This window comes from Salsipaludibacter albus (genome assembly GCF_019798055.1).
Classification (GTDB): Bacteria; Actinomycetota; Nitriliruptoria; order Nitriliruptorales; family Nitriliruptoraceae; genus Salsipaludibacter; species Salsipaludibacter albus.
On sequence record NZ_JAHOPH010000007.1, the window covers coordinates 126,636 to 145,779 of the forward strand.

Here is a 19,144-nt window from a genome sequence, read left to right on the forward strand (position 1 = left end):
GCTCCGGGCGCTGCTGTGGTTCGCCGACGACGACCGCCTGCACGTGGAGGCATCGAGCCTGGACCGGTACTTCCACGTCGAGGTCACCCTCGAGTACCTGTGGCCCCCGGTGTACCGAGGCAGCCGCACCCTGTCGCGCCTGGACGAACGCCTCGACGCGCCGTACCGCCCCAACTGGCCGGCACCACCCGTGGAAGCCTCCGTCTTCACACGCCTGACCCCGATCCCCACGAACGGAGGATGGGATCGTGGCTGACGGCTTCGACCTGGACGAGCTGGACCGCGTGTTCGCCGCGTACCCGTGGCTCCTCCCACTGCTCCGTGATGCCGAATGGTGGCGACGCGAGGACGGTGGCGGTGGCTTCCGGGTCGACGTCGACGACCTCGAGGCCCACATGGAGGGCTTCCGGGCGCTCGCCGCGGCCACCGGCGTCCGGTTCGTCGAACAACCCGTGCGACCGCCCAGGCCTGACCGGCGGGAACGTGACGCACCACCTTCGCCACCATCCCGGATCTGGCCCGAATGAACCATTGTTGTTCGAACGTGTGTTCGTTATTCTTGCGATACTTCACCACAATCCACCATCACCACGAGTCCTGAAGGTCCGTCGGGGGCGACAGACACAGGTCACGTCACATGTCCGCCACGCTCGACACCCCGGTCTCCGGACCGCCCCGACCCGACGGTCACACCGTGACCGCCCCGGGTCGCGCGGGCGTGCTGGACGACGGCATGGAGGTGGTGGGCGGTGACGCCGCAGCGGGCCGCGCTGTCGTGGCCCCGGACCGCCGGGACGCGACGGTCGACGACGCATCGGGCCGCGGTGTCACTGTTCCGGCCTGCGAGGAGGCCACGCGGGACGACACTGCGCGCCGCGATGTCGTCGTGGCGGGGGCCGGGGACGGGACCGGGCACGACGTCGAGGCCGAGATCCGTGCCCTGGTGGACCGGTTGGCGCGCCTGCTCGACGGCACCCGCGCACCATCCACCGCCGCCGCGGCACGGGGACGTGTCCAGGTCCTGCGACGCCTGACCGGCCTGGCGGACGCTGCCACCGCGGAGGCGGTCGACGTGCTGCGCCGCGCGGGCGGGGTCGAGGCCGACGGTGCGTCGTCGACCGCCGAGTGGGTCAGGGCCAACACCGGTCGGTCCGGGCGCGACGCCGCCCGCGTCGCCCGGCTGGCCACCGACCTCGCCGACCTCCCCGCCACGCGCGACGCGCTCGCGAACGGCCGGATCACCGACGAGTCGGCGGACGCCATCGCCCGAGCGGCACGTGACGGTCGGCTGGGCTCGCCCGGCGACGTCGACGCGCGGCTCGCCCCGGTGGCCACCGCGTCGTCACCCGAGGCGCTGCGGGCCGACATCCGCGACCGACAGCAGGCCGTCGATGCCGCCGCCATGTTGCGCGACGAGACGCGCCAGCACGCCGTCCGCGACGTGCGACTGTGGCGCGAGGACACCGGCCTGTGGCAACTCCACGGCCAGTTGCCCGATGAGCTCGGCCAGAGCTTTCGCACTGCCCTCGACGCCTTCGAGGAGGCGGATCCCGACGGCACGCCGCACGAGCAGCGACGTCGACCCGGTCAGCGCCTGGCCGACGCGCTCGCCGCCATGACCGGCGCCGTGCTCGACCGCGGCCTCGCGCCCGGCACGGGTGGGGTCACGCGTCCGCACCTGTCAGTGATCGTCCACGCCGACACCGTCAGCGCCGGCCTGGCCGACCCCGACGCCGCCGACCCGGACCACCACGCCGCCGCACCCGCCGAGGACGATCCTCGGTGGGCCGACCTGCCCGCCGGTGAGCTGCCCTGGGGTGGCAAGCTGTCGCCGCAGGCCGTGCGCCGGACCTTCTGCGACGCCGCGGTCTCCCGCATCGTCATGGCTGGTGACTCGCAGGTCCTCGACGTCGGTCGGGCCACCCGCAACTGGTCCGGTCCCCAGCGTCGCGCCGTCAACGCCCGCGACCGCGGATGTCGCGGCCCCAACTGCAGCCTGCCGATCGCCTGGACCCAGGTCCACCACCTTCAGTGGTGGCGCCACGACGGCCCGACCGCGGTCGACAACGGTCTCGCGCTGTGCCACCGCTGTCACCGCCTCGTCCACGACCACGGCTGGACGATCGACTTCGACCCCGCCTCTGCGCTCGCGACCTGGCACTCCCCGACCGGGGCCACCTTGGTCACCCGACCCCACCGAGTCGGAGCCCGACCGGACGCTTTACCCAGCGGGAGCAGTCCCCCGGTCGAAGACCACGCGATGCGGCCCGATGACGATCCTCGAGGCGACCCGACCGGCCCGCCGGGTGAAGCCCGCGCCCGATCCTCGACCGTCCCGATCGAGTCGACCGCCCCTGCCCCGATCTCCCCACGGCCGCCGCCGACCGATGGCTCGGCGAGGGACCCCTCCGCCCATGACCCTCCCCGCGGCACCACTGATGGCCCATCGGCTGACCCCACCACCGATGGCTCGACCCGGCACTCCTCCCCCACGCAACCTCGCCTGGACCTCCTCTCCGGCGGCGGCGCCGGTGGGATCCCACGATCCTGACCCCGGGGTGATCCGGGGGCCCCGAAGGCCACGTGATTCCGGACACCGCCGCCCCGTCATCTCGCTCCTTGAGAACTGCACAGTGAGAACTCCGTCGGTGAACGCCGTCGTCCGGGACTACCTGACGAGCTGTGCCGGGGAGGGCAGTCGCCGGGCGGCCCTCGACCGCGTCGCTGCAGCGTGCGCGGCGGTCCACCGCGTCGTCGGGCCGCGACGGCCGAGCCTGGAGCCGTGAGGAGCTGCACGATCGTGCGCGCCTTCGCTGACACCAACGTGCTCGTCGACGCCTTCGACGTCGGCGAGGTCGACAAGCGAGCCGCCGCCCTGGCCCTCCTCGAGTCACCCGACCACGAGTTCGTGGTGAGCGCCCAGGTCCTGAACGAGTTCTGGGTCACCGTGACACGAACGCTCGAGCACACCCTCGACGACGACGTCGCCGCCGACGTCGTGACCGACGTGTCGACCGCGTTCGAAGTCGTCCCCGTCGATGCCGTCCTGACCCAGGCTGGCATCGCTCGGGCACGGGCCGACCGACTGTCACTGTGCGACGCACTGGTCGTCGAAGCGGCGCGCACCGGCGGTTGCGAGATCCTGTTGACCGAGGATCTCGACGACGGACAGTCCCACGACGGAGTCGTCGTCGGGGACCCGTTCGCCGGGACTGGATGACCGACACCCCTCGTTGCACGGCCTGACGACCACGGGGATCGTCTTCCTTCGTCGCGCCGAGCGGCGGGCGGGCGTTGGCTGGCTCCTGCCCGCCCAGGGATCGATGACCTCGGCGAGCGGCGCCTGGTCGCCCGGGGCCGGGTCACGACCGTGACACGGCCTCGCGACGTCGGCGCGACAGGACCACGATCGCCAGGGCGATCAGGCACCACACGCCGGCGCGGATCCAGCCGAGCAGTTCGGCGTCCTGTCCCGTGAACAGCGTCGAGGCGTACTCGCCCGACACGGCATTGTTGGTCGCGTGCATCACCATCGCCACCAGCACGCTCCCGCCGGTGCCGTCGACGAGCCAGGCGAACACGAAGGACGCGGCCAGGATCAGGATGACGTCGGTCGACAAGATGTCGCCGGTCAGGAACAGCGGGAGGTGCCACAGCAGCTGGATCACGCCGACCAGCAGGCCGGCCCGCCACAACGACCATCGCCGACCGGCGGTCGACAGCGCCCAACCGCGGAAGCCCGGCTCCTCCCACGGACCGAACACCGGCACGACGAGGAGGAACAGGATCGTGACGGGGATCTCGCCCCATGTGGCCAGGGCCGTGGCGTCCGGCACCGCCGCGCCGAAGGCGACGGCCAGCAGTCCCGAGATGCCGGTGGCGATGATCGGCACGCCCAGGGCGGCCGCGAACCACTTCCAGCCGACCTTCCACTGCACGACGCGTCGGAACAGGTCGACCACGCCCGATCGGCCCTCGACGATGGCCAGCATGACGACGGCCGCGACCGTGACACCGGAGCCCAGCGGGAACCCGGTGAACGGCACGGTCCACCAGGACAGCGCGCAGGCCAGGACCGCGAACACCAGCAGCGGCCTGGCCTGCATCAGTGCACGGGTCCGCCCCAGGGTGGTGTGGCGGAGCGTGGCGGGGGGCCGGAGCCCGGTGGAGTTGGCAGTGCCCATGGAAGTCCCCTTCGGAAGCGTGGAATCGACGGGGACCATCGTCTGCCCGGCCGGCGGCCGCAGCCATGGAGCCGACCGGTCGACCCGGGGCCGGGTTTCTTGCCGACGTCGTCGCCGAACACCTCGACCGGTCGGCAACCACCAGAAACCCGGTCGCAACACCGACGGGTTTCCCGGCTACCTGCACGGCGGCGACCAGGTCACGCTCGCGGCACGCCCATTCGCGACCGTCGGGAACACCATGGCCACGCAGACACAACCAGCGCCCGGGTCCCATCACCCCCTCGTCCAGTCGCTCCACGACGTCGTGGCCCGGTGGCCACTCACGGCGTTCGCGGTCGTGACGTTGGTCATCTCCTGGCCGTTCGGGCTGCTGCCGCCCGGGCCGTCGCTGGCCGCGCTGGTCGTCGCGGCCGTCCTCGACGGGCGGGCCGGCGTGCGGTCGCTGCTGGCCACGACCACCATCTGGCGGGTCGGCGTCCGCTGGTACGTCGTCGCCCTGCTGGGCCCGGTCGTCGCCGTGGCCGCCGCCGTGGGGCTCCTCGTCGCGTTCGGCGGCGAGATCCAGCCCGGGAGCAGCCTGTTCGACCTCCCGGAGCTGGGCCGGCTGTTCGCACTGCAGGTCTTCGGGGTGTTCGCCGGACCCTGGGAGGAGCTCGGCTGGCGGGGCTACGCCCTGCCCCGGTTGCTGCGGCGGACGTCACCACTGCTGGCCAGCCTGGGCCTGGGGGTCTTCTGGGCGCTGTGGCACGTCCCGATGTTCGCGTCCGGTGACGTCCCCTGGGTCGACGGCCTGCTGGTGGTCGTCATCTCGATCTTGTTCACGGCCGTGTTCCTGCGCACGCGTGGCAGCGTGCTGATCGCCTTCCTGATGCACGCCGCCATCAACGCGTCCGCCGGCGTCGCGATCGAGCTGTTCGCGGGTGGCGACCGCACCCGGATGTACTGGGCGCTGATCGTCGTGGCCTCGGCCATCGCGGCGGTCGTGGTCGGCCTGCGGGCGAGGTGGTGGACCCAACGGCCCGCGGACCCGGACCACGGCCCGCACGCGGAGCAGCCGCCCCCGTACGAACTCGACACGTCGCACGTCCCGGCGGAGGACGTCCCCGTGGCCGGTCCAGCCGGCGCCATCGACCGCTGACCGACCGCCTCGGGGAGACATCGACGGGTCCCGGGCACCCGGCATCGGGGAGAAACCCGAACCGGGATCGGGGGGCGCGCGGGCTGGGTGCCCGGCACGTCCTGCGCCACCGTGGCCACTGACGAGCAGACCAAGCGAGGTCACCCATGCGAACCCCCATCCTGCAGGTCCCGACCGACGCCCGCCGGGCACCCCCGAGCGCCGACCCGACCGCCGGCCCGCCGGCGATCCGGACCACCGCCATGGGCAAGCGCTACGACGACGTCGTCGCGCTGGACCACCTCGACCTCGAGGTCCCGACGCACGCGATCTTCGGGTTCCTCGGGCCCAACGGCGCCGGCAAGACGACGGCGATCAAGCTCCTCCTCGGACTGGCGCGCCCCACGTCCGGGCGGGCCCAGCTGTTCGGGCTCGACAGCGTCACCGACAGCCTCGCCATCCGTGCCCGGGTCGGCTACCTCGCCCAGGAGCCGCGCTTCTACGACCACCTCACCGCGCGGGAGGTGCTGGCGTTCACCGCCCGGTTCTTCTACCGCGGCCCCACCGCCGCCGTCCGTGCCCGGATCGACGAGACCCTGGAACTCGTCGGCCTGGCCGACAAGGCCGACCGGCCGACCCGGGGCTTCTCGGGTGGCGAGCGCCAGCGGCTCGGGATCGCCCAGGCCCAGGTCAACCATCCGGACCTGCTGATCCTGGACGAGCCGGCCGCCGCGCTCGACCCGCTCGGACGCCGCGACGTCCTGGAGGTGATGGAGCGCCTGCGCGACCGGACCACGATCTTCTACTCGACCCACATCCTCGACGACGTCCAGCGGGTCAGCGACCACGTCGCGATCCTCGACCACGGTCGCCTCGTCACCAGCGCAGCCACGGCCGACCTGCTCCACGGCAGCACCACCACCTTCGACGTCGAGGTCCGCGGTGACGGGCAGCCGTCAGCACGGGCCCTGCGCCAGCGCCCCTGGGTCCACGACGTGGCGGTGACCCCCGGACCCGTCGCCACCGCCCTGGCCGTCACCGTCTCCGACGACGACGAGGCGGCCGAGCAGGACCTCCTGCCCACCGTCCTGGCGGCCGGCGCCACCGTCGTCCGCTTCGCCCCGAGGCAGTTCGACCTCGAGGACGTGTTCCTCCAGCTCGTGGAAGGAGACCGATCATGAGCACCCTCACCCGTCCCGACGTCCCCGCCACGACCACCACGCCCGTGCCCGACCTCGTCCCGGTCGTGCCCGGACGAGCCCCCGCCGGCCTCGCCAACCTGGTCCGCAAGGAACTCGGCCAGTGGTTCGGCACCAGGTTGTGGGCCGTCCAGCTCGTGTTGTGGGTGCTCATCCTCAACGGGATCACGACCGCGGTCATGCTCGACCCGTCGATGCCGGCGGGCGACGTGCTCGCCGAGGCCGTGCTGACCTTCCTGCAGGTCGCGGCGGCCCTCGTCGCGATCGGGGTGGTGCTGACCACCCAGGGCGCGATCATCGGTGAGCGCGAACTGGGGACCGCCGCCTGGGTCCTGTCCAAGCCCGCCTCGCGGACCTCGTTCCTGGCCGCCAAGCTCACCGCCCACCTCACCGGGTTCGGGCTGCTGGCCCTGGCGATCCCGGCGATCGTGTTCGCCGTCACCGTCGGCCAAGTGGTCGTCGCGCCGATGGCGACCGGACGGTTCGCGCTCGGCGTCGCCGTCGCCGGCCTGGCCGTCGTGTTCTACCTGGTCCTCACCCTCGCGCTCGGGACGGTCTTCCGGGGCCGCGGACCGGTCGCCGGCGTCGGGGTCGGGCTCGTCCTGGCCGGCCTGCTGCTCAAGGGCATGTTGCCACCGACCCTGGTGGTGATGACCCCGTGGCTGCTCGGCGACGTCGGCGCGTCCCTGGCGCTCGGCACCACGATGGAGGTCAGCCGGGCCACCCCGATCGTGGCCACCAGCACCTGGACCGTGCTCCTGCTCGTCCTCGCGTGGCGCCGGTTCCGGCGCGAGGAGTTCTGATCCTGCCGTGCCGTCACCGCCAATCCCGTCCTCGATCGCGCCCGGAGGATCCCCGGGTGCGGTCGGGGCCGCGACTGTGCGATACTCGACCCAGCGCCCCGGCCCGGGCCCGTGGGGGCCTCGGCCAGACGGGAGCGCGCGCATGACCACGTCCTTGCCACCCATCGGGGTGGCCCCGCCAGCCGTTGCCGAGCCCCCGACCGTCACCGGGCCCGGTGTGCTGCCCCAGGTCGCCGTCGCCGTGGCAGGCGTGCTCGCCACGGCCGCCGTGGTACTGGTCGGCCTGACCAGTCCCGAGGGGCCCGGCGCGGCGAGCGTCGTCCTGGCCTGCTGGGTGAGCGTGCCCTACGTCGTGTCCGGCCTCGTGTCGTGGCGCCGCAGGCCCGACAGCCGGCTGGGCGTGCTGATGCTCGCCACGGGCTTCGCGACCTTCGCCAACTTCCTCGTCTGGGCCCGCAGCGACCTCCTGTTCACGTTCGGCCTGGCCGTCCAGTTCCTCCCGCCGGTCCTGCTCCTGCACCTGTTCCTTGCGTTCCCGTCGGGCCGGCTCACGACCCGCGCCAGCCGGGTCGTCGTGGTCGCGGCCTACGCCCTCGCGGCGCTCACGATCCCGGACCTGCTGCTTGGCTTCGAGGCCCCACGCAACGTGCTGGCGGTGCGGGACCTCCCGGCGGCCGCCACGACCCTGCTGGACGTCGAGCTGCTCGGCCTGAGCGCCCTCCTGCTGGCCGGCGTCGTCCTGCTCGCCTGGCGCCGGCACCGGGACGGGCCGTCGGTGCGTCGCGCGGTGGACCTGCTGGTCCAGGCCGCCTCGCTCGGGCTCGTGATGATCGCCGTCCTGTTGCTCATGGGCGTGCTGGACTGGAACACGGCCGGCGACACGATCCGGCTCGTGGCGTTCGCGATCATCGGGTCCGCCCCGATCGTGTTCCTCGCCGGTCTGCTGCACGCCCGGCTCGGGCGGGCCTCGGTCGAGGGGCTGGTCGCCGAACTCGGGCAGCGCCCCCGGCCGGCCGAGGTCCAGGTCGCCGTGGCCCGAGCCCTGCGCGACCCGTCCGCGACCGTGGCCTACTGGGTGCCCGAGTACGACTCGTGGGCCGACATCGACGGCCGCCAGGTCGACCTCGCTCCCGTGCCCGGCCGCACCGCCACGCCGGTCCGGCACGGCGGCGCCACGGTCGCGGTCGTGCTGCACGACCCGACCCTGGACGACGAGCCCGAACTGCTCGCCGCGGTGGCGTCGGTCGTGGGCCTGACGGTCGAGAACGCCCGTCTCCACGTCGAGCTGCGCGCCCGGATCGAGGAGGTCCGCGGGTCGCGCGAGCGGATCCTGCAGGCCGAGGAGGGAGAACGTCGTCGACTCGAGCGGGACCTCCACGACGGTGCCCAGCAACGCCTGGTCGCGCTCTCGCTCGAGCTCGGACGCCTCCGTCGCGACGTCGCCGCCGGCGTCGACGGTCCGTCCACCGCCTCGCCGCGTCCGCCCGTCGCGGAGACCACCGACCTCGTGATGCGGCTCGACAGCGCACGCGACACCGTGCAGACGAGCCTCGACGAGTTGCGCGCGCTGGCGCACGGCATCTACCCGGCGACGCTGGCCGACCACGGGCTGGCGGTCGCCCTGGAGTCCCTGGCGACCGACTCCACCGTGCCCGTCGTGGTCGAGGGCAGTCCCGACCGCCGGCTGCCGGCGCCGGTCGAGCTGGCCACCCACTACGTCGTCAGCGAGTGCCTCACCAACGTGATGAAGCACGCGCACGCGTCGGCGGTGACGGTCCGGCTGGACCAGGTCGACAGCACGCTGGTCGTGGAGGTGTCCGACGACGGGGTCGGCGGGGTCACCGGTCACGACGGCAGCGGGCTGCGGGGACTGGCGGACCGGGTCGAGGCCATCGGCGGGACCCTGCACGTGACCAGTCCGGCCGGCGTCGGGACCACCGTCCGAGTGGAGCTGCCGTGCGCGCCATGATCGCCGAGGACAGCGTCCTGCTCCGCGAGGGCGTCGCGCGGTTGCTGACCGATGCCGGCATCGAGGTGCTGGTGGCCAGCGACGACGCCCGCGTGGTGCTGGCCCGCATGGCCGACACCGTCCCGGACGTGGTCGTGCTCGACATCCGGCTGCCCCCGACCCACACCGACGAGGGCATCCGTGCTGCCCTGGACATCCGGTCCAACCATCCCGACGTCGGCGTGCTGGTCCTGTCGCAGTACGTCGAGGTGGGGCTGGCCATGCGGCTGCTGGAGGACGCCGCCGACCACGTCGGCTACCTGCTCAAGGACCGCATCAGCGCCGTCGGTGACTTCGTCGACGCCGTCGAACGGGTGGCCAGTGGTGGCTCGGCGATCGACCCCAAGATCGTGTCGGCACTGATCGGTCGTCGGCGTGGCCGCGACCCGCTGGCGCGGCTGACGCCACGGGAGCGCGAGGTGATCGCGCTGATGGCCGAGGGACGCTCGAACCAGGGCATCGCCGACCAGTTGGTGATCACGCTGCGCGCCGTCGAGAAGTACGTGTCGAGCATCTTTGCCAAGCTGGACCTGCCGAGCGAGGGCGGCGACTCCAAGCGGGTGCTTGCCGTCTTGCTCTACCTCCGCGGCGCGTCCTGACCGGCGCAGGTCGACAACGGCCTCAGTAGTCCAGGAAGCGCTGATAGCAATTCTCGACGACGTCCTGGATCGAGCGGCAATAGGCGGCGGCGTCCTCCTCATCGTCGAAGGACGACACCGCGATCACCCAATAGCCCGGATTGAGCGAGCCGTAGTCGTCCGACAGGAAGACGTCCGTGACGACCCCCAGGGCACCGTCGTAGTCGAACGAACGCTCGAAGGCTTCGTCCCACGTGTACTGGTCCACCTCGAGTGACTCCAGCACGACGATCCAGGTCGGCACCGGCATCCCGAACCAGTTCTCGCCCGGGGGAAGGAACTCCTGGTCATCGTCAGGTCCACCCTCACCCTCTGGCGCAGCCACGATCTCCGGACACGACATGTCGACGGCCTGACCGGACTGCGACCACGCCCTGATCTTGGGCGCGGCGATCTCGGCCGACAGCGCATACCCGATCCCCTCGACGGACACGTCGACCCCCTTGGCGAACACGACGCCCGCCACGGTCCCATCCTCTCGCAGCAGCGGACCGCCGGAGTTGCCGGGATTGACCGCCGCGTCCGTCCGCACCACCCCGGCGACCTCGCCTGCATCGACGGGAACGGCGAGGTCCACTGCTGTGACACTCCCACGGGTCAGGCTCAACTCGCCGCTCAACGGGTAGCCGGCCGCTGCCACCTCCTCGCCGATGACCATCGGCTCGGTGTCGAATGTGAATGCGTGACCGGACAAGGACGAGCCCAACTCGACCAACGCCAGGTCATTGGCTTCGTCGATCCCGATAACTTCGCCGGACACCGACGAACTTCCCGACGCCACCTCGATGTCGACTGCTCCGTAGACGACGTGGGCCGCCGTGACCACGTGGGACTCGTCCACGAGGAACCCACTTCCGGTACTGAAGTACCCGTCACACAGTTCGACGTTGAACCGTACGACACCGGACTGGACGGCGGCAAAGGTCTCCGACCAGGACGCTGGCCCAGTGACTGGGCTGGGGGACGGCGTGGGGCTGGGACTCGGCGACGGACTCGGTGACGGTCTGGGAGTCGGTGACGGCGTGGACGGGGCGGTCGGCGATGGGGTCACCTCGGCGACGAGGTCGCCTTCTCCCCCGATCGGCAGCAGCCACCACGCCGCGATTGCCGCTGCGACGAGAACGACTGCCGCTGCCGTCCAGCCCAGGGCCGCACCCGCCTTGCTGCGCTCCGGGTCCGGCGGTGGTGGCGGCCCGCCAACTGACATGCCCGCGCTCGTCGCGGCGCCGCAGTTGCCGCAGTACGCCGTCCCCGTGAGTCGCGCCCCACACGTCGTGCAGTAGCTCATCTCGATTCCTCAGGTCTCTTCGGGTCGCCATGCATCGGCGAGGTCGTCCGAGGGACAGGTCGGCTCGAGTTGGACGCCACCGCTGGCGGCCAGACGAGACGCTTCCGCCCCGATGTCGGGAAGCCTCCGGAAGAGACGCTCGCCGGGACAGGTCGTCGCAGCCACATCGCGGTGACTGGCCAGGTCGTCGAGCGGCACGGCGAATCGCGCCGATGCCCACGCCAGCACCTCGACGAGGCCGTCCAGTTGCGCGTCGGGTGGAGCCTGTTCGTCGAAATGGCCGTCCACCAGTACGAGGAACCATCCGGCCGGGTCGTACTCGGTGAAGGTGTCGCCCACCAGCGCCGGGTCTCGCAGTTCGTAGAGACGTCCCGAGCGACCGACGCCCACGTGGTAGGCGATGTCCGGCCACCCTTGCTCCTGGTGATACCGCTGGTAACCCTGCAGTCGTTCGGCCTCGTCCTCGCCCTCGTTGGAGGCAACGGCGGAGTGGTGGACCATCACGCCGGTGACCTGCTGTTGTTCGGCACCCACGCCGACGCTCATCGCGCCCCAGTCCCTGCGACAAACGAACTCGACCGGCTGTGGCGGACGGATCGTCGGGGTCGCGGCCGGCGACGGTACGGGTGACCTTCCAAGACCCGATCTGGCCTCGGAAGGTGCTGCGACGGAGGGTCTGGAAGGCGCCACGGACTCGAGCATCGGATCGCTCGATCCACCCGAGCCCGCCGATGGCGAGAGAGACGTCCATCCGGCCTCGGGTTCAGCGGGTGCTCCGCGGCCGCAGGCGGCCAAGGCCACCGCCGCCCCGATGCCCTGGATGAACGCCCTTCGCTGGATCATGTGCGTGGCCCCAACCGTTCGCGAGGCACGATAGTCACTGAAACATGGTCACGTACGGCAATCGAACACGAGCGGCCGAACGTTGCAGGCGAGAACCTGTCGGAGACCCGGGCACAGGATCTGGGAGGCGAGGTGCTGCTTGCCACCACTGACGTGACCTCAGCCTGAGTCCGAGCCGAGCTCCTGTGAGGTGTCCACGCTCGCCGGCCGACGACGGCGCTGCGACCCAGGAGGACGAGCGAGACGGGCTCCGGGGCCACGGATCACGTCGGTGGCAGGCATCCGAGGTCCGGGAGTGGGCGGTCGTCCGGGCACGGGGACCAGTTGCCGGTGACCGGGTCCTGGTCGTAGGTCCACGTCGGCCCGTCGAGGGCGATCCGGCCAAGTGCGTCGACCAGGCGGTCCACGTCGTCGTCGGTGGTGGTCAGGCCGGCGCTGGCCCGGGTCGCCCCCGGGACGTTGGCGTGGTTGCCGGCGGCGACCTCCGCGCTGATGCGTGGGACGTCGGCTGGATCGACGTCCATCAGGCGGACCATCAGCGGGTGGGCGCAGAAGCACCCGTCCCGGACGGCGATGCCGTACTCGGCGCTGAGGATCGCAGCCACCAGGCTGTGGTGCATGCCGGGCAGCGTGAACGTCGCCACCGCGATGCGGGGATGGTCGTCGCCCCACACGTGGTGGCGCCGCAGCCCCGGGACCGTCTCCAGTCCGGCGCGCATCCGCCGGTCGAGATGGCGTTCGTGGGCCAGCACCCGGTCCATCCCGTGGTCCGCCAGCGCCTGGCAGGCCGCGCCGAGGGCGACCGCCCCGACCACGTTGGGCGAGCCGGCCTCCTGGCGTTCCGGGGCGTCGGCCCACAGCACGTCGTCGTCGGTCACGAAGGCGACGGCGCCCCCGCCGGCGAGGAACGGCTCGCGCTGCTCCAGCCAGTCCCGCCGTCCGACCAGCGCCCCGACCCCGTACGGCGCGTACATCTTGTGCCCGCTCAGGGCGACCCAGTCCACCTCCCACGCGGCCAACTCGACCGGTCCGTGCGGAGCCAGTTGGGCGGCGTCGACCACGACCCGCGCGCCATGCCGCCGCGCCACCGCGGCCAGCTCGGCGACCGGCCAGCACTCCCCCGTCACGTTGGAGACGGCCGTCACCGCGAACAGGGCGGGCCCCGGACCGAGCGCCGACAGCGCGTCGTCGAGCACCCCTGCCAGCTCGGTCGGGTCCGGCGGGATCGGCAGGTGCTGGACCTCGTGGCGGCGCCACGGCAGCAGGTCGGCGTGGTGCTCGCCCAGGAAGGTCACCACCCGGCAGTCGTCCGGCAGCGCCGCCGACAGCACGTTCAGCGAGTCCGTGGTGTTGCGGGTGAACACCACCACGTCGTCGTCACGGGCACCCACGAACCGGGCCACGTCGACCCGCGCCTGCTCGTAGGCGGCCGTCGAGACCATCGACTTGTAGCCGGCCCCGCGGTGCACGCTCGAGTACCAGGGCAGGAAGGCCCGGACCGCGTCGTCGACCGCGGCCAGCGCCGGGCTGCTGGCGGCGAAGTCGAAGTTGACCGCGCGTGCCGTGCCACCCCCGACCAGTGGCACGTCCATGTCCGCCCCGGCCAGGTCGAGCGCCTCCACGGTCGCCAACTCCATCACCACTCCGATCCCTGCACCACCGCGCCAACGCGGAGGCTCGTCCCCCCCGCCAGCCACCCTACTCCTGCAGACCGTCCATCCGGCGAGGTCCCACCGACGGGCCCCGCGGCCGTCCCGACCGCGCCGGGCAGCGGGTCAGAACCAGGTGCCGGGATTGGGAGGCCGGGCCGTGGCCAGCGCACGGTCGAGCCGGGCCAGCAGCTCCGTCGGGCCGTCGAGTTGGTCGACCAGCGCCAGTCCGGAGGCCGGTGCCACGCCCAGCAGCAGGCGGGTGAACGCCCCGACCCCGGCACGCACGACCGGCAGGTCGTCGGTCGCACCGCGCGTGGCCGTCGACGAACTCGCCAGCTCGACCGTCCAGGTCCCGTGCACGTCGTCGAAGTCCACGTCGTCGCGATGCGCCAGCGGGTCGTCGACCTCCACGACGAACCGGACCGGAGTCCCGGCCCAGGGTCGGGCGGCCACCACGGCCGGGAGGTCGAGGATCCGGGCCTGCCAGTGGGCGAAGGCCTCGACGTGGGCGGCGTGCTCGGCCTTGCTGGTGGCACGGCGGTGGCGGAACGGCTGGTCGAGCACGTCCTCCAACGACAGCTCGGCGGGCTCGGCCACCTGGACGCTGTGGACCTGGTCACCCATCAACCGCAGCAGCCCGAGCAGGTCGAGCAGGCCGGACGGCTCGCGGTAGGTCAGCGCATACACCTTCCACGGCCCGTGCTCGCCCTTGGGCTCGCCCCACAGCAGGTCGGTCAGCTCGCCGGCGTCGTCACGCAGGCCGAGCGCGATGAACGGCTTGGCCCAGCCCAGCTCGCCCCGGACGAACCCGGGCTCGTCGAACACCACGCCGCCGTGGCTGCGCCAGCGCCTCCGGGTGGCGGCCTGGATCTCCTCCCAGTCGTCCACGGTCAGACGCACCGGTTGGCGCGTCGGCGGGTCGACGGTCAGCGCGGCCGGGTCGAAGTGGTGCAGGAGGGTGGTCGCGCCGGTCCCGAACCCGAACCGGTCGTAGAACCCCTGGTCGAAGATCCCGAGCAGGGCGAGCGCGAACCCCTCCTCGGCGGCCTCGACCACCGTGCGGGCCGTCAGCGAACTGGCCAGCCCCCGGCGGCGGCCCACCGGTGCCACCGCGATCGACGTCACCGCCGCGAACGGCAGGTCGGTGGTGTCGACCATGATGTGGCCGGCGTGGCGTGTCCCGATGGCCTCGGGCGCGTCGTCGACCGTCCCCACCAGCTTGGTCGCGTCGGCCAGCCACGGGTCGAGGTGGGCGGCCTCGCCGTCCTCGAGCCAGCCGACCTCGCGGTAGACCCGCACGATCGCGTCGTGGTCGTCGTCGGTCGCCGGTCGGATCGCCATGCCTCGCCCTTCCGTGCTCGGTGTGCCCCGCCGACGTGCTGCGCGGGCTCGGTGCATCCTGCCACCCGCGCGACGACTCCACCAGCGTTCCATCGATCGAGTCCGACCCGGTTCGACGGACAGGCGACGTCGTCGGTCGGCAGCGTCCGAACTGGTCGGGTCGGCCGACCGACCACGTGGCGCCCACCCGGGCCTGCCTAGGCTCGTGGGCGGCCACCCACCTGCGACATGACCGAAGGACCGACCGTGATCAACGACCTCAAGGCGACGCTCAAGCAACAGGTCGACGGCCTCAGCGACGAGCAGGCCATGCAGGCCGCCCAGGCTGCCACGGGGTTCATCAAGGACCGGCTGCCCGAGCCGATCGGCAGCCGCCTCGAGGAGCTCGTCGACGGGGACGGCACGGGTGACCTCGACGTCAACCAGCTCAAGAACACCGTGTCGGGATTCCTCGGCAAGTGAGGACGTCGGGCCGCACCCGTTCGCTGGCGCGACGTCGAAGGTCCCGACCTCCCTCGGGATGGTCGGGACCCTCGCGTGACGGCTCGGTGCTCAGGCGATGACCGGCTCGAGGTCCGCGGTGGGGGGCGTGCCGCGACCGGCGCGCAGCAGGAGCCACAGGCCCATCCAGCCCTCGGCCAGGACGGACGGCACGAAGACGATGGCAAGCATCACGCCGGCGACGGCCTCGTAGTCGGCCAGCACCAGGTGGGCGACCGTGTCGACGGCGTAGGCGACCCCGGCCACGACCAGGAGCCAACCGAGCAGGCGCGAGGTCTCACCGGCACGCAGCACGAGGGTCCCGAGCAGGACGAGGTGCAGCCCGAACGCGACCAGTCCGACCAGCCAGGTGACGTCGAACGCCTGCAGGGCCAGCATCGCCTGGGCCGCACGGGCACCGTCGTCGAGCGCCGCGACGGCCGCGCCGCCCTCGGCCAGCGCCAGCGCCTGCATGGCGAACACCAGCGCCACGCCCAGGAAGACCGTGTAGGTCAGCCGGGACCACGCCGTCAGCAGCGACCGGTCGGCGTCGACCGGGCGGAACACGAGGTGCAGGGCCCACGCCACGACGACGTCGATCACGAACACGGCCAGGAAGGCGACCACCGCGAGCCGGAACAGCAACGGGTCGGCAGCGATGTTGGCGACGGTCGTCGCCGGGTCACCCGGCACGACCATCGTCTCGAACACGGCGAAGTTGGCGAAGATCGCCAGCGCGAACAACAGCACGTAGCCGACCCCGGCGATCACGGCGGCGCGGCGACGACTGGTCGTGGCGGGGCCGCCATCGACGTCGTCCGTTCGACGGACGGTGCGGGCAGTGGGAAGGGTCGAGGTGGTCATGGGATTGCTCCTGTCTGGATCAGGGGATGCGATGGGATCTGTGGATCAGTGGTGCGTGGGCAGGTACAGCGGTGGTGGCGCCCGTCCTGGCCGCGCCGACGAGCGGCGAACGGCTCGCGGGACGACCTCGTCGCCGAGCGCCGATGCCGGGGTCGACCACGGCGGCCACTGCGCGAACGGCAGGTGTCTCGCCCAGGGACCTCGGGTGTGGTCGGGAGGATCGGGGCCGTGCAGGGCACGAGGCGGGAGTACGTCACCACGACCCGTCGGCGGGCCGTGCGTGGCGTCCTTGCTGCGGCCCGCTCGAGCCGCCGCACGTCCCACCTGCCCGTCCGGGGATCTTGGGGGTCAGATCTCCCGGTCGATGACGATGGCGATCTTGCCGGTGACACGGCCGGCCTCGAGGTCGTGCATGGCGGCCGGGACGTCGTCGAGTCCGATGCGTCGGTCGACGACCGGGACCAGCGAGCCGTTGGCGAGGTGGGTGGCGACGCGGGCGAGGAGCTCGTGGTCCTCGCTGCCGATGAACATGACCAGGCGGTGGGACACGAACGGCGACAGCAGCATGCCGCGGACACCGCGACCGACCCCGCCCGTGATGCGCTGGCCACCCTCGCCGCCGACGAACACCAGGGTCCCGTCGTCGGCCAGGACCCGGCGCAGGCGGGCAGTGGGGTGCTGGCCGGCGATGTCGAGGATCACGTCGTAACGCACGTCGGTGTCGAGCGGATCCTGGGTGGTGTAGTCGACGACGTGGTCGGCGCCGAGTGCCCGGACCGCGTCCAGCTTGGCGGTGCTGGCCACGCCGGTGACGGTCGCGCCGGCGGCCTTGGCGAGCTGGACCGCGGCGCTGCCGACCCCGCCGGACGCGCCCAGGACCAGGACGTGGTGGCCGGGCCGGACCCGGCCGTGGTCCTCGACGGCCTCCAGGGCGGTGGCGCCGGAGATGGCGGCCAGTGCGGCGGCGTCGGACGCCACGTCGTCGGGGACGTGGGCGAGCTCGTCGGCGTCGGCGACGGCGTACTCGGCGAAGGACCCGGAGGCCACCCCGAACACCCGGTCCCCCAGCGACAGGCGGGTCACGCCGGGACCGAGCGCCACGACGCGGCCGGCGACCTCCGAGCCCAGCACGGGCTGGGTCGGGCGCCGGATGCCGTAGCCCATCAGGCGCATCAGGTAGGGAAGGCCGGAGACCAGGTGGAGCGAACCGCGCTCGATGCCGGCGGCAGCGACCTCGAGCACGACCTGCCCGTCGCCGGGAGTCGGGGTCGGGCCGACCTTGACGCCGACGACGTCGTCGATCGTGCCCCACGCGGTGCGGACCACGGCCGTCATGCGCTCGGGGAGGTCGTGCGCTGCGCCGGTCGGGTCGGCGGCGGCCCGGTCGGCGGCGGTCGAGTCCCGGGCGGCGTCGGCCGTGGAGGCTGCGGCGGTCGTCGCGGCGAGGACGGAAGGAATGGCGGTGTGGCTGGTCATGGTGGCGCTCCCCTGGGTGGTGTTGGGCTCCGGCGTGTCGTACTAAGTACGAACGATGAGCGAAGCATAGCCGTACTTAGTACGATGCGCAAGCGGCGCCGGTGAACGTGCCGCGCCGAGGCTGCTTGATCGGGCCTCGTGGGACGCCCCACTCCCCCGACCGAAGGACGACCATGGCAGGCACCGACACGACCGAGGCCACGGCCGACGAGCGTGTCCCGCTGTCGCGCGAACGGGTGCTGGACGGGGCGGTCGCGCTGGCCGACCGGATCGGGGTGATGTCGTTCACCATCCGCAAGTTGGCCGACGAGCTCGACACCAAGCCGATGAGCATCTACCACCACGTCGACGGCAAGGACGCGATCCTCGACGGGATGATCGACCGGGTCTTCGCCCAGATCACGACGCCGCCCGAGGACCTGGGGTGGAAGGAGGCCGTCCGGGTCCGGTGCCTGTCGGCGCGCGAGGTGCTGGGGCGCCACCCGTGGGCCACGCCGCTGATGGAGTCACGCGCGACCCCGGGACCGGAGACGCTCGGCCACCACGACGCGGTCATCGGGACCTTCCGCCGTGGCGGGCTGTCGATCGGGCTGACCGCCCACGCCTACGCGATCATCGACAGCTACGTCTACGGCTTCGCCCTGCAGGAGGCGACCCTGGTGACCGAGGCCGACACCGACCTGACCGAGCTCGCCGAGGGGATGCTGGCCGAGGTGATGGCCGACTACCCCCACCTCGCCGAGCTCACCACCGAGCACGTCCTGCAGCCCGGCTACGACTTCGGCTCGTCGTTCGCGTACGGGCTCGACCTCCTGCTGGACGGCATCGCCGCCGCGGCCGAGCGCGAGGCCACGGCTGAGTCGTGACGGCGGATCGGACCCTCACGTCGGAAACCCCTTGAGCGGCGACCCAGGCTGCCTCTATGGTGGGGGGCGACGGGGCCTGACACGTGGGGACTGCCATGTCCGACCCCGGGAACCCGTCTGCGCCCGATCCTGCCGCCGGCGACGGAGGCGTCGCCGCCCAGCCGCCGTGGTGGCAGCAGTGGTGGGTCATCGCCCTCGGCGTGGCCGCGATCGCGGCCCTCGTGCTGGTGCTCGTCCTCGGCGGAGGTGACTCCGGGGCCGGACCAGCGACCGCCCCGTCCAGCACCCGTTCGCGCGACAGCGGGACACGCTCGTCGGCCGTGGCCTCGGTCGTGTCGGTGCCTGCCATGGTCGTCCTTCGGTCGGGGGAGTGGGGCGTCCC

18 protein-coding genes and 1 pseudogene are annotated in these 19,144 nt (G+C 72.3%); 12 read left to right on the plus strand and 7 right to left on the minus strand.

Annotation, left to right across the window (positions count from 1 at the left end; genetic code table 11):
* The 4 genes from KR546_RS06495 to KR546_RS06510 all read left to right on the plus strand — a co-directional run.
* A partial coding sequence (locus KR546_RS06495) for a hypothetical protein (RefSeq protein WP_238443892.1) occupies positions 1-256 on the plus strand: 256 nt, incomplete at its 5' end.
* Positions 249-527, plus strand: a complete 279-nt coding sequence (locus KR546_RS06500; RefSeq protein ID WP_238443893.1) for a hypothetical protein — start codon at positions 249-251, stop codon at positions 525-527. The genes KR546_RS06495 and KR546_RS06500, both read left to right, overlap by 8 nt.
* Before the next feature lie 110 nt (positions 528-637).
* On the plus strand, positions 638-2,551 hold the full coding sequence (locus KR546_RS06505; RefSeq protein WP_238443894.1) for an HNH endonuclease signature motif containing protein: 1,914 nt from the start codon (positions 638-640) through the stop codon (positions 2,549-2,551).
* A gap of 249 nt (positions 2,552-2,800) precedes the next feature.
* Entirely contained in the window at positions 2,801-3,220 is a 420-nt protein-coding gene (locus KR546_RS06510; RefSeq protein ID WP_238443895.1) for a PIN domain-containing protein, read from the plus strand.
* Between the two features lie 142 nt (positions 3,221-3,362).
* Here the strand turns inward: KR546_RS06510 and KR546_RS06515 are convergent, their stop codons facing one another.
* Complete coding sequence (locus tag KR546_RS06515) at positions 3,363-4,184, minus strand: CPBP family intramembrane glutamic endopeptidase (RefSeq protein WP_238443896.1); 822 nt, start codon at positions 4,182-4,184, stop codon at positions 3,363-3,365.
* 241 nt (positions 4,185-4,425) lie between these two features.
* On the opposite strand from KR546_RS06515, the gene KR546_RS06520 reads away from it, so the two are divergent.
* The 5 genes from KR546_RS06520 to KR546_RS06540 all read left to right on the plus strand — a co-directional run bounded on the left by KR546_RS06520 (position 4,426) and on the right by KR546_RS06540 (position 9,913).
* On the plus strand, positions 4,426-5,325 hold the full coding sequence (locus KR546_RS06520; RefSeq protein ID WP_238443897.1) for a CPBP family intramembrane glutamic endopeptidase: 900 nt from the start codon (positions 4,426-4,428) through the stop codon (positions 5,323-5,325).
* 146 nt (positions 5,326-5,471) lie between these two features.
* On the plus strand, positions 5,472-6,485 hold the full coding sequence (locus tag KR546_RS06525; RefSeq protein ID WP_238443898.1) for an ABC transporter ATP-binding protein: 1,014 nt from the start codon (positions 5,472-5,474) through the stop codon (positions 6,483-6,485).
* The gene (locus KR546_RS06530; protein WP_238443899.1) at positions 6,482-7,306 is read left to right on the plus strand and encodes an ABC transporter permease; all 825 of its coding nucleotides are present in this window, start codon (positions 6,482-6,484) and stop codon (positions 7,304-7,306) included. The genes KR546_RS06525 and KR546_RS06530 overlap by 4 nt, the downstream gene beginning before the upstream one ends.
* Before the next feature lie 142 nt (positions 7,307-7,448).
* The gene (locus KR546_RS06535; RefSeq protein ID WP_238443900.1) at positions 7,449-9,275 is read left to right on the plus strand and encodes a sensor histidine kinase; all 1,827 of its coding nucleotides are present in this window, start codon (positions 7,449-7,451) and stop codon (positions 9,273-9,275) included.
* The gene (locus KR546_RS06540; RefSeq protein WP_238443901.1) at positions 9,263-9,913 is read left to right on the plus strand and encodes a response regulator; all 651 of its coding nucleotides are present in this window, start codon (positions 9,263-9,265) and stop codon (positions 9,911-9,913) included. The genes KR546_RS06535 and KR546_RS06540 overlap by 13 nt, the downstream gene beginning before the upstream one ends.
* Before the next feature lie 22 nt (positions 9,914-9,935).
* On the opposite strand, the gene KR546_RS06545 is transcribed toward KR546_RS06540, so the two are convergent.
* The 4 genes from KR546_RS06545 to KR546_RS06560 form a co-directional block, all read right to left on the minus strand.
* Entirely contained in the window at positions 9,936-11,240 is a 1,305-nt protein-coding gene (locus KR546_RS06545; protein WP_338019108.1) for a S1C family serine protease, read from the minus strand.
* A gap of 9 nt (positions 11,241-11,249) precedes the next feature.
* A complete protein-coding gene (locus tag KR546_RS06550) occupies positions 11,250-11,786 on the minus strand; it encodes a peptidoglycan recognition protein family protein (protein ID WP_238443903.1) in 537 nt (178 codons plus the stop codon).
* A 560-nt stretch (positions 11,787-12,346) separates the two neighbouring features.
* A complete protein-coding gene (locus KR546_RS06555) occupies positions 12,347-13,720 on the minus strand; it encodes an aminotransferase class V-fold PLP-dependent enzyme (protein WP_238443904.1) in 1,374 nt (457 codons plus the stop codon).
* Between the two features lie 138 nt (positions 13,721-13,858).
* Positions 13,859-15,076: a GNAT family N-acetyltransferase gene (locus KR546_RS06560; protein ID WP_238443905.1), complete on the minus strand. Its 1,218-nt coding sequence runs from the start codon at positions 15,074-15,076 to the stop codon at positions 13,859-13,861.
* Between the two features lie 246 nt (positions 15,077-15,322).
* Here KR546_RS06560 and KR546_RS06565 point away from each other — a divergent pair, with 246 nt between their 5' ends.
* On the plus strand, positions 15,323-15,538 hold the full coding sequence (locus KR546_RS06565; protein WP_238443906.1) for a hypothetical protein: 216 nt from the start codon (positions 15,323-15,325) through the stop codon (positions 15,536-15,538).
* Between the two features lie 90 nt (positions 15,539-15,628).
* Here KR546_RS06565 and KR546_RS06570 read toward each other — a convergent pair whose 3' ends face one another.
* Positions 15,629-16,420 (minus strand): DUF4386 domain-containing protein, encoded by a 792-nt coding sequence (locus KR546_RS06570; protein WP_238443907.1) that lies wholly within the window; start codon positions 16,418-16,420, stop codon positions 15,629-15,631.
* 348 nt (positions 16,421-16,768) lie between these two features.
* Positions 16,769-17,896, minus strand: a complete 1,128-nt coding sequence (locus KR546_RS06575) for an NAD(P)-dependent alcohol dehydrogenase (protein ID WP_238443908.1) — start codon at positions 17,894-17,896, stop codon at positions 16,769-16,771.
* Between the two features lie 173 nt (positions 17,897-18,069).
* On the opposite strand from KR546_RS06575, the gene KR546_RS06580 reads away from it, so the two are divergent.
* Entirely contained in the window at positions 18,070-18,762 is a 693-nt protein-coding gene (locus tag KR546_RS06580) for a TetR/AcrR family transcriptional regulator C-terminal domain-containing protein (protein WP_238443909.1), read from the plus strand.
* A gap of 95 nt (positions 18,763-18,857) precedes the next feature.
* Positions 18,858-19,144, plus strand: a pseudogene (locus tag KR546_RS06585) (hypothetical protein); the annotation flags it as partial.

Excerpts from the sequence above, each read along its gene's own strand:
- KR546_RS06505 (WP_238443894.1), top strand. The coding sequence starts at position 638 with ATGTCCGCCACGCTCGACACCCCGGTCTCCGGACCGCCCCGACCCGAC.
- KR546_RS06520 (WP_238443897.1), top strand. The coding sequence starts at position 4,426 with ATGGCCACGCAGACACAACCAGCGCCCGGGTCCCATCACCCCCTCGTC.
- KR546_RS06560 (WP_238443905.1), bottom strand. The coding sequence starts at position 15,076 with ATGGCGATCCGACCGGCGACCGACGACGACCACGACGCGATCGTGCGG.
- KR546_RS06545 (WP_338019108.1), bottom strand. The coding sequence starts at position 11,240 with ATGAGCTACTGCACGACGTGTGGGGCGCGACTCACGGGGACGGCGTAC.
- KR546_RS06525 (WP_238443898.1), top strand. The coding sequence starts at position 5,472 with ATGCGAACCCCCATCCTGCAGGTCCCGACCGACGCCCGCCGGGCACCC.
- KR546_RS06535 (WP_238443900.1), top strand. The coding sequence starts at position 7,449 with ATGACCACGTCCTTGCCACCCATCGGGGTGGCCCCGCCAGCCGTTGCC.
- KR546_RS06550 (WP_238443903.1), bottom strand. The coding sequence starts at position 11,786 with ATGAGCGTCGGCGTGGGTGCCGAACAACAGCAGGTCACCGGCGTGATG.
- KR546_RS06580 (WP_238443909.1), top strand. The coding sequence starts at position 18,070 with ATGGCAGGCACCGACACGACCGAGGCCACGGCCGACGAGCGTGTCCCG.
- KR546_RS06530 (WP_238443899.1), top strand. The coding sequence starts at position 6,482 with ATGAGCACCCTCACCCGTCCCGACGTCCCCGCCACGACCACCACGCCC.
- KR546_RS06515 (WP_238443896.1), bottom strand. The coding sequence starts at position 4,184 with ATGGGCACTGCCAACTCCACCGGGCTCCGGCCCCCCGCCACGCTCCGC.
- KR546_RS06570 (WP_238443907.1), bottom strand. The coding sequence starts at position 16,420 with ATGACCACCTCGACCCTTCCCACTGCCCGCACCGTCCGTCGAACGGAC.
- KR546_RS06555 (WP_238443904.1), bottom strand. The coding sequence starts at position 13,720 with ATGGAGTTGGCGACCGTGGAGGCGCTCGACCTGGCCGGGGCGGACATG.
- KR546_RS06575 (WP_238443908.1), bottom strand. The coding sequence starts at position 17,896 with ATGACCAGCCACACCGCCATTCCTTCCGTCCTCGCCGCGACGACCGCC.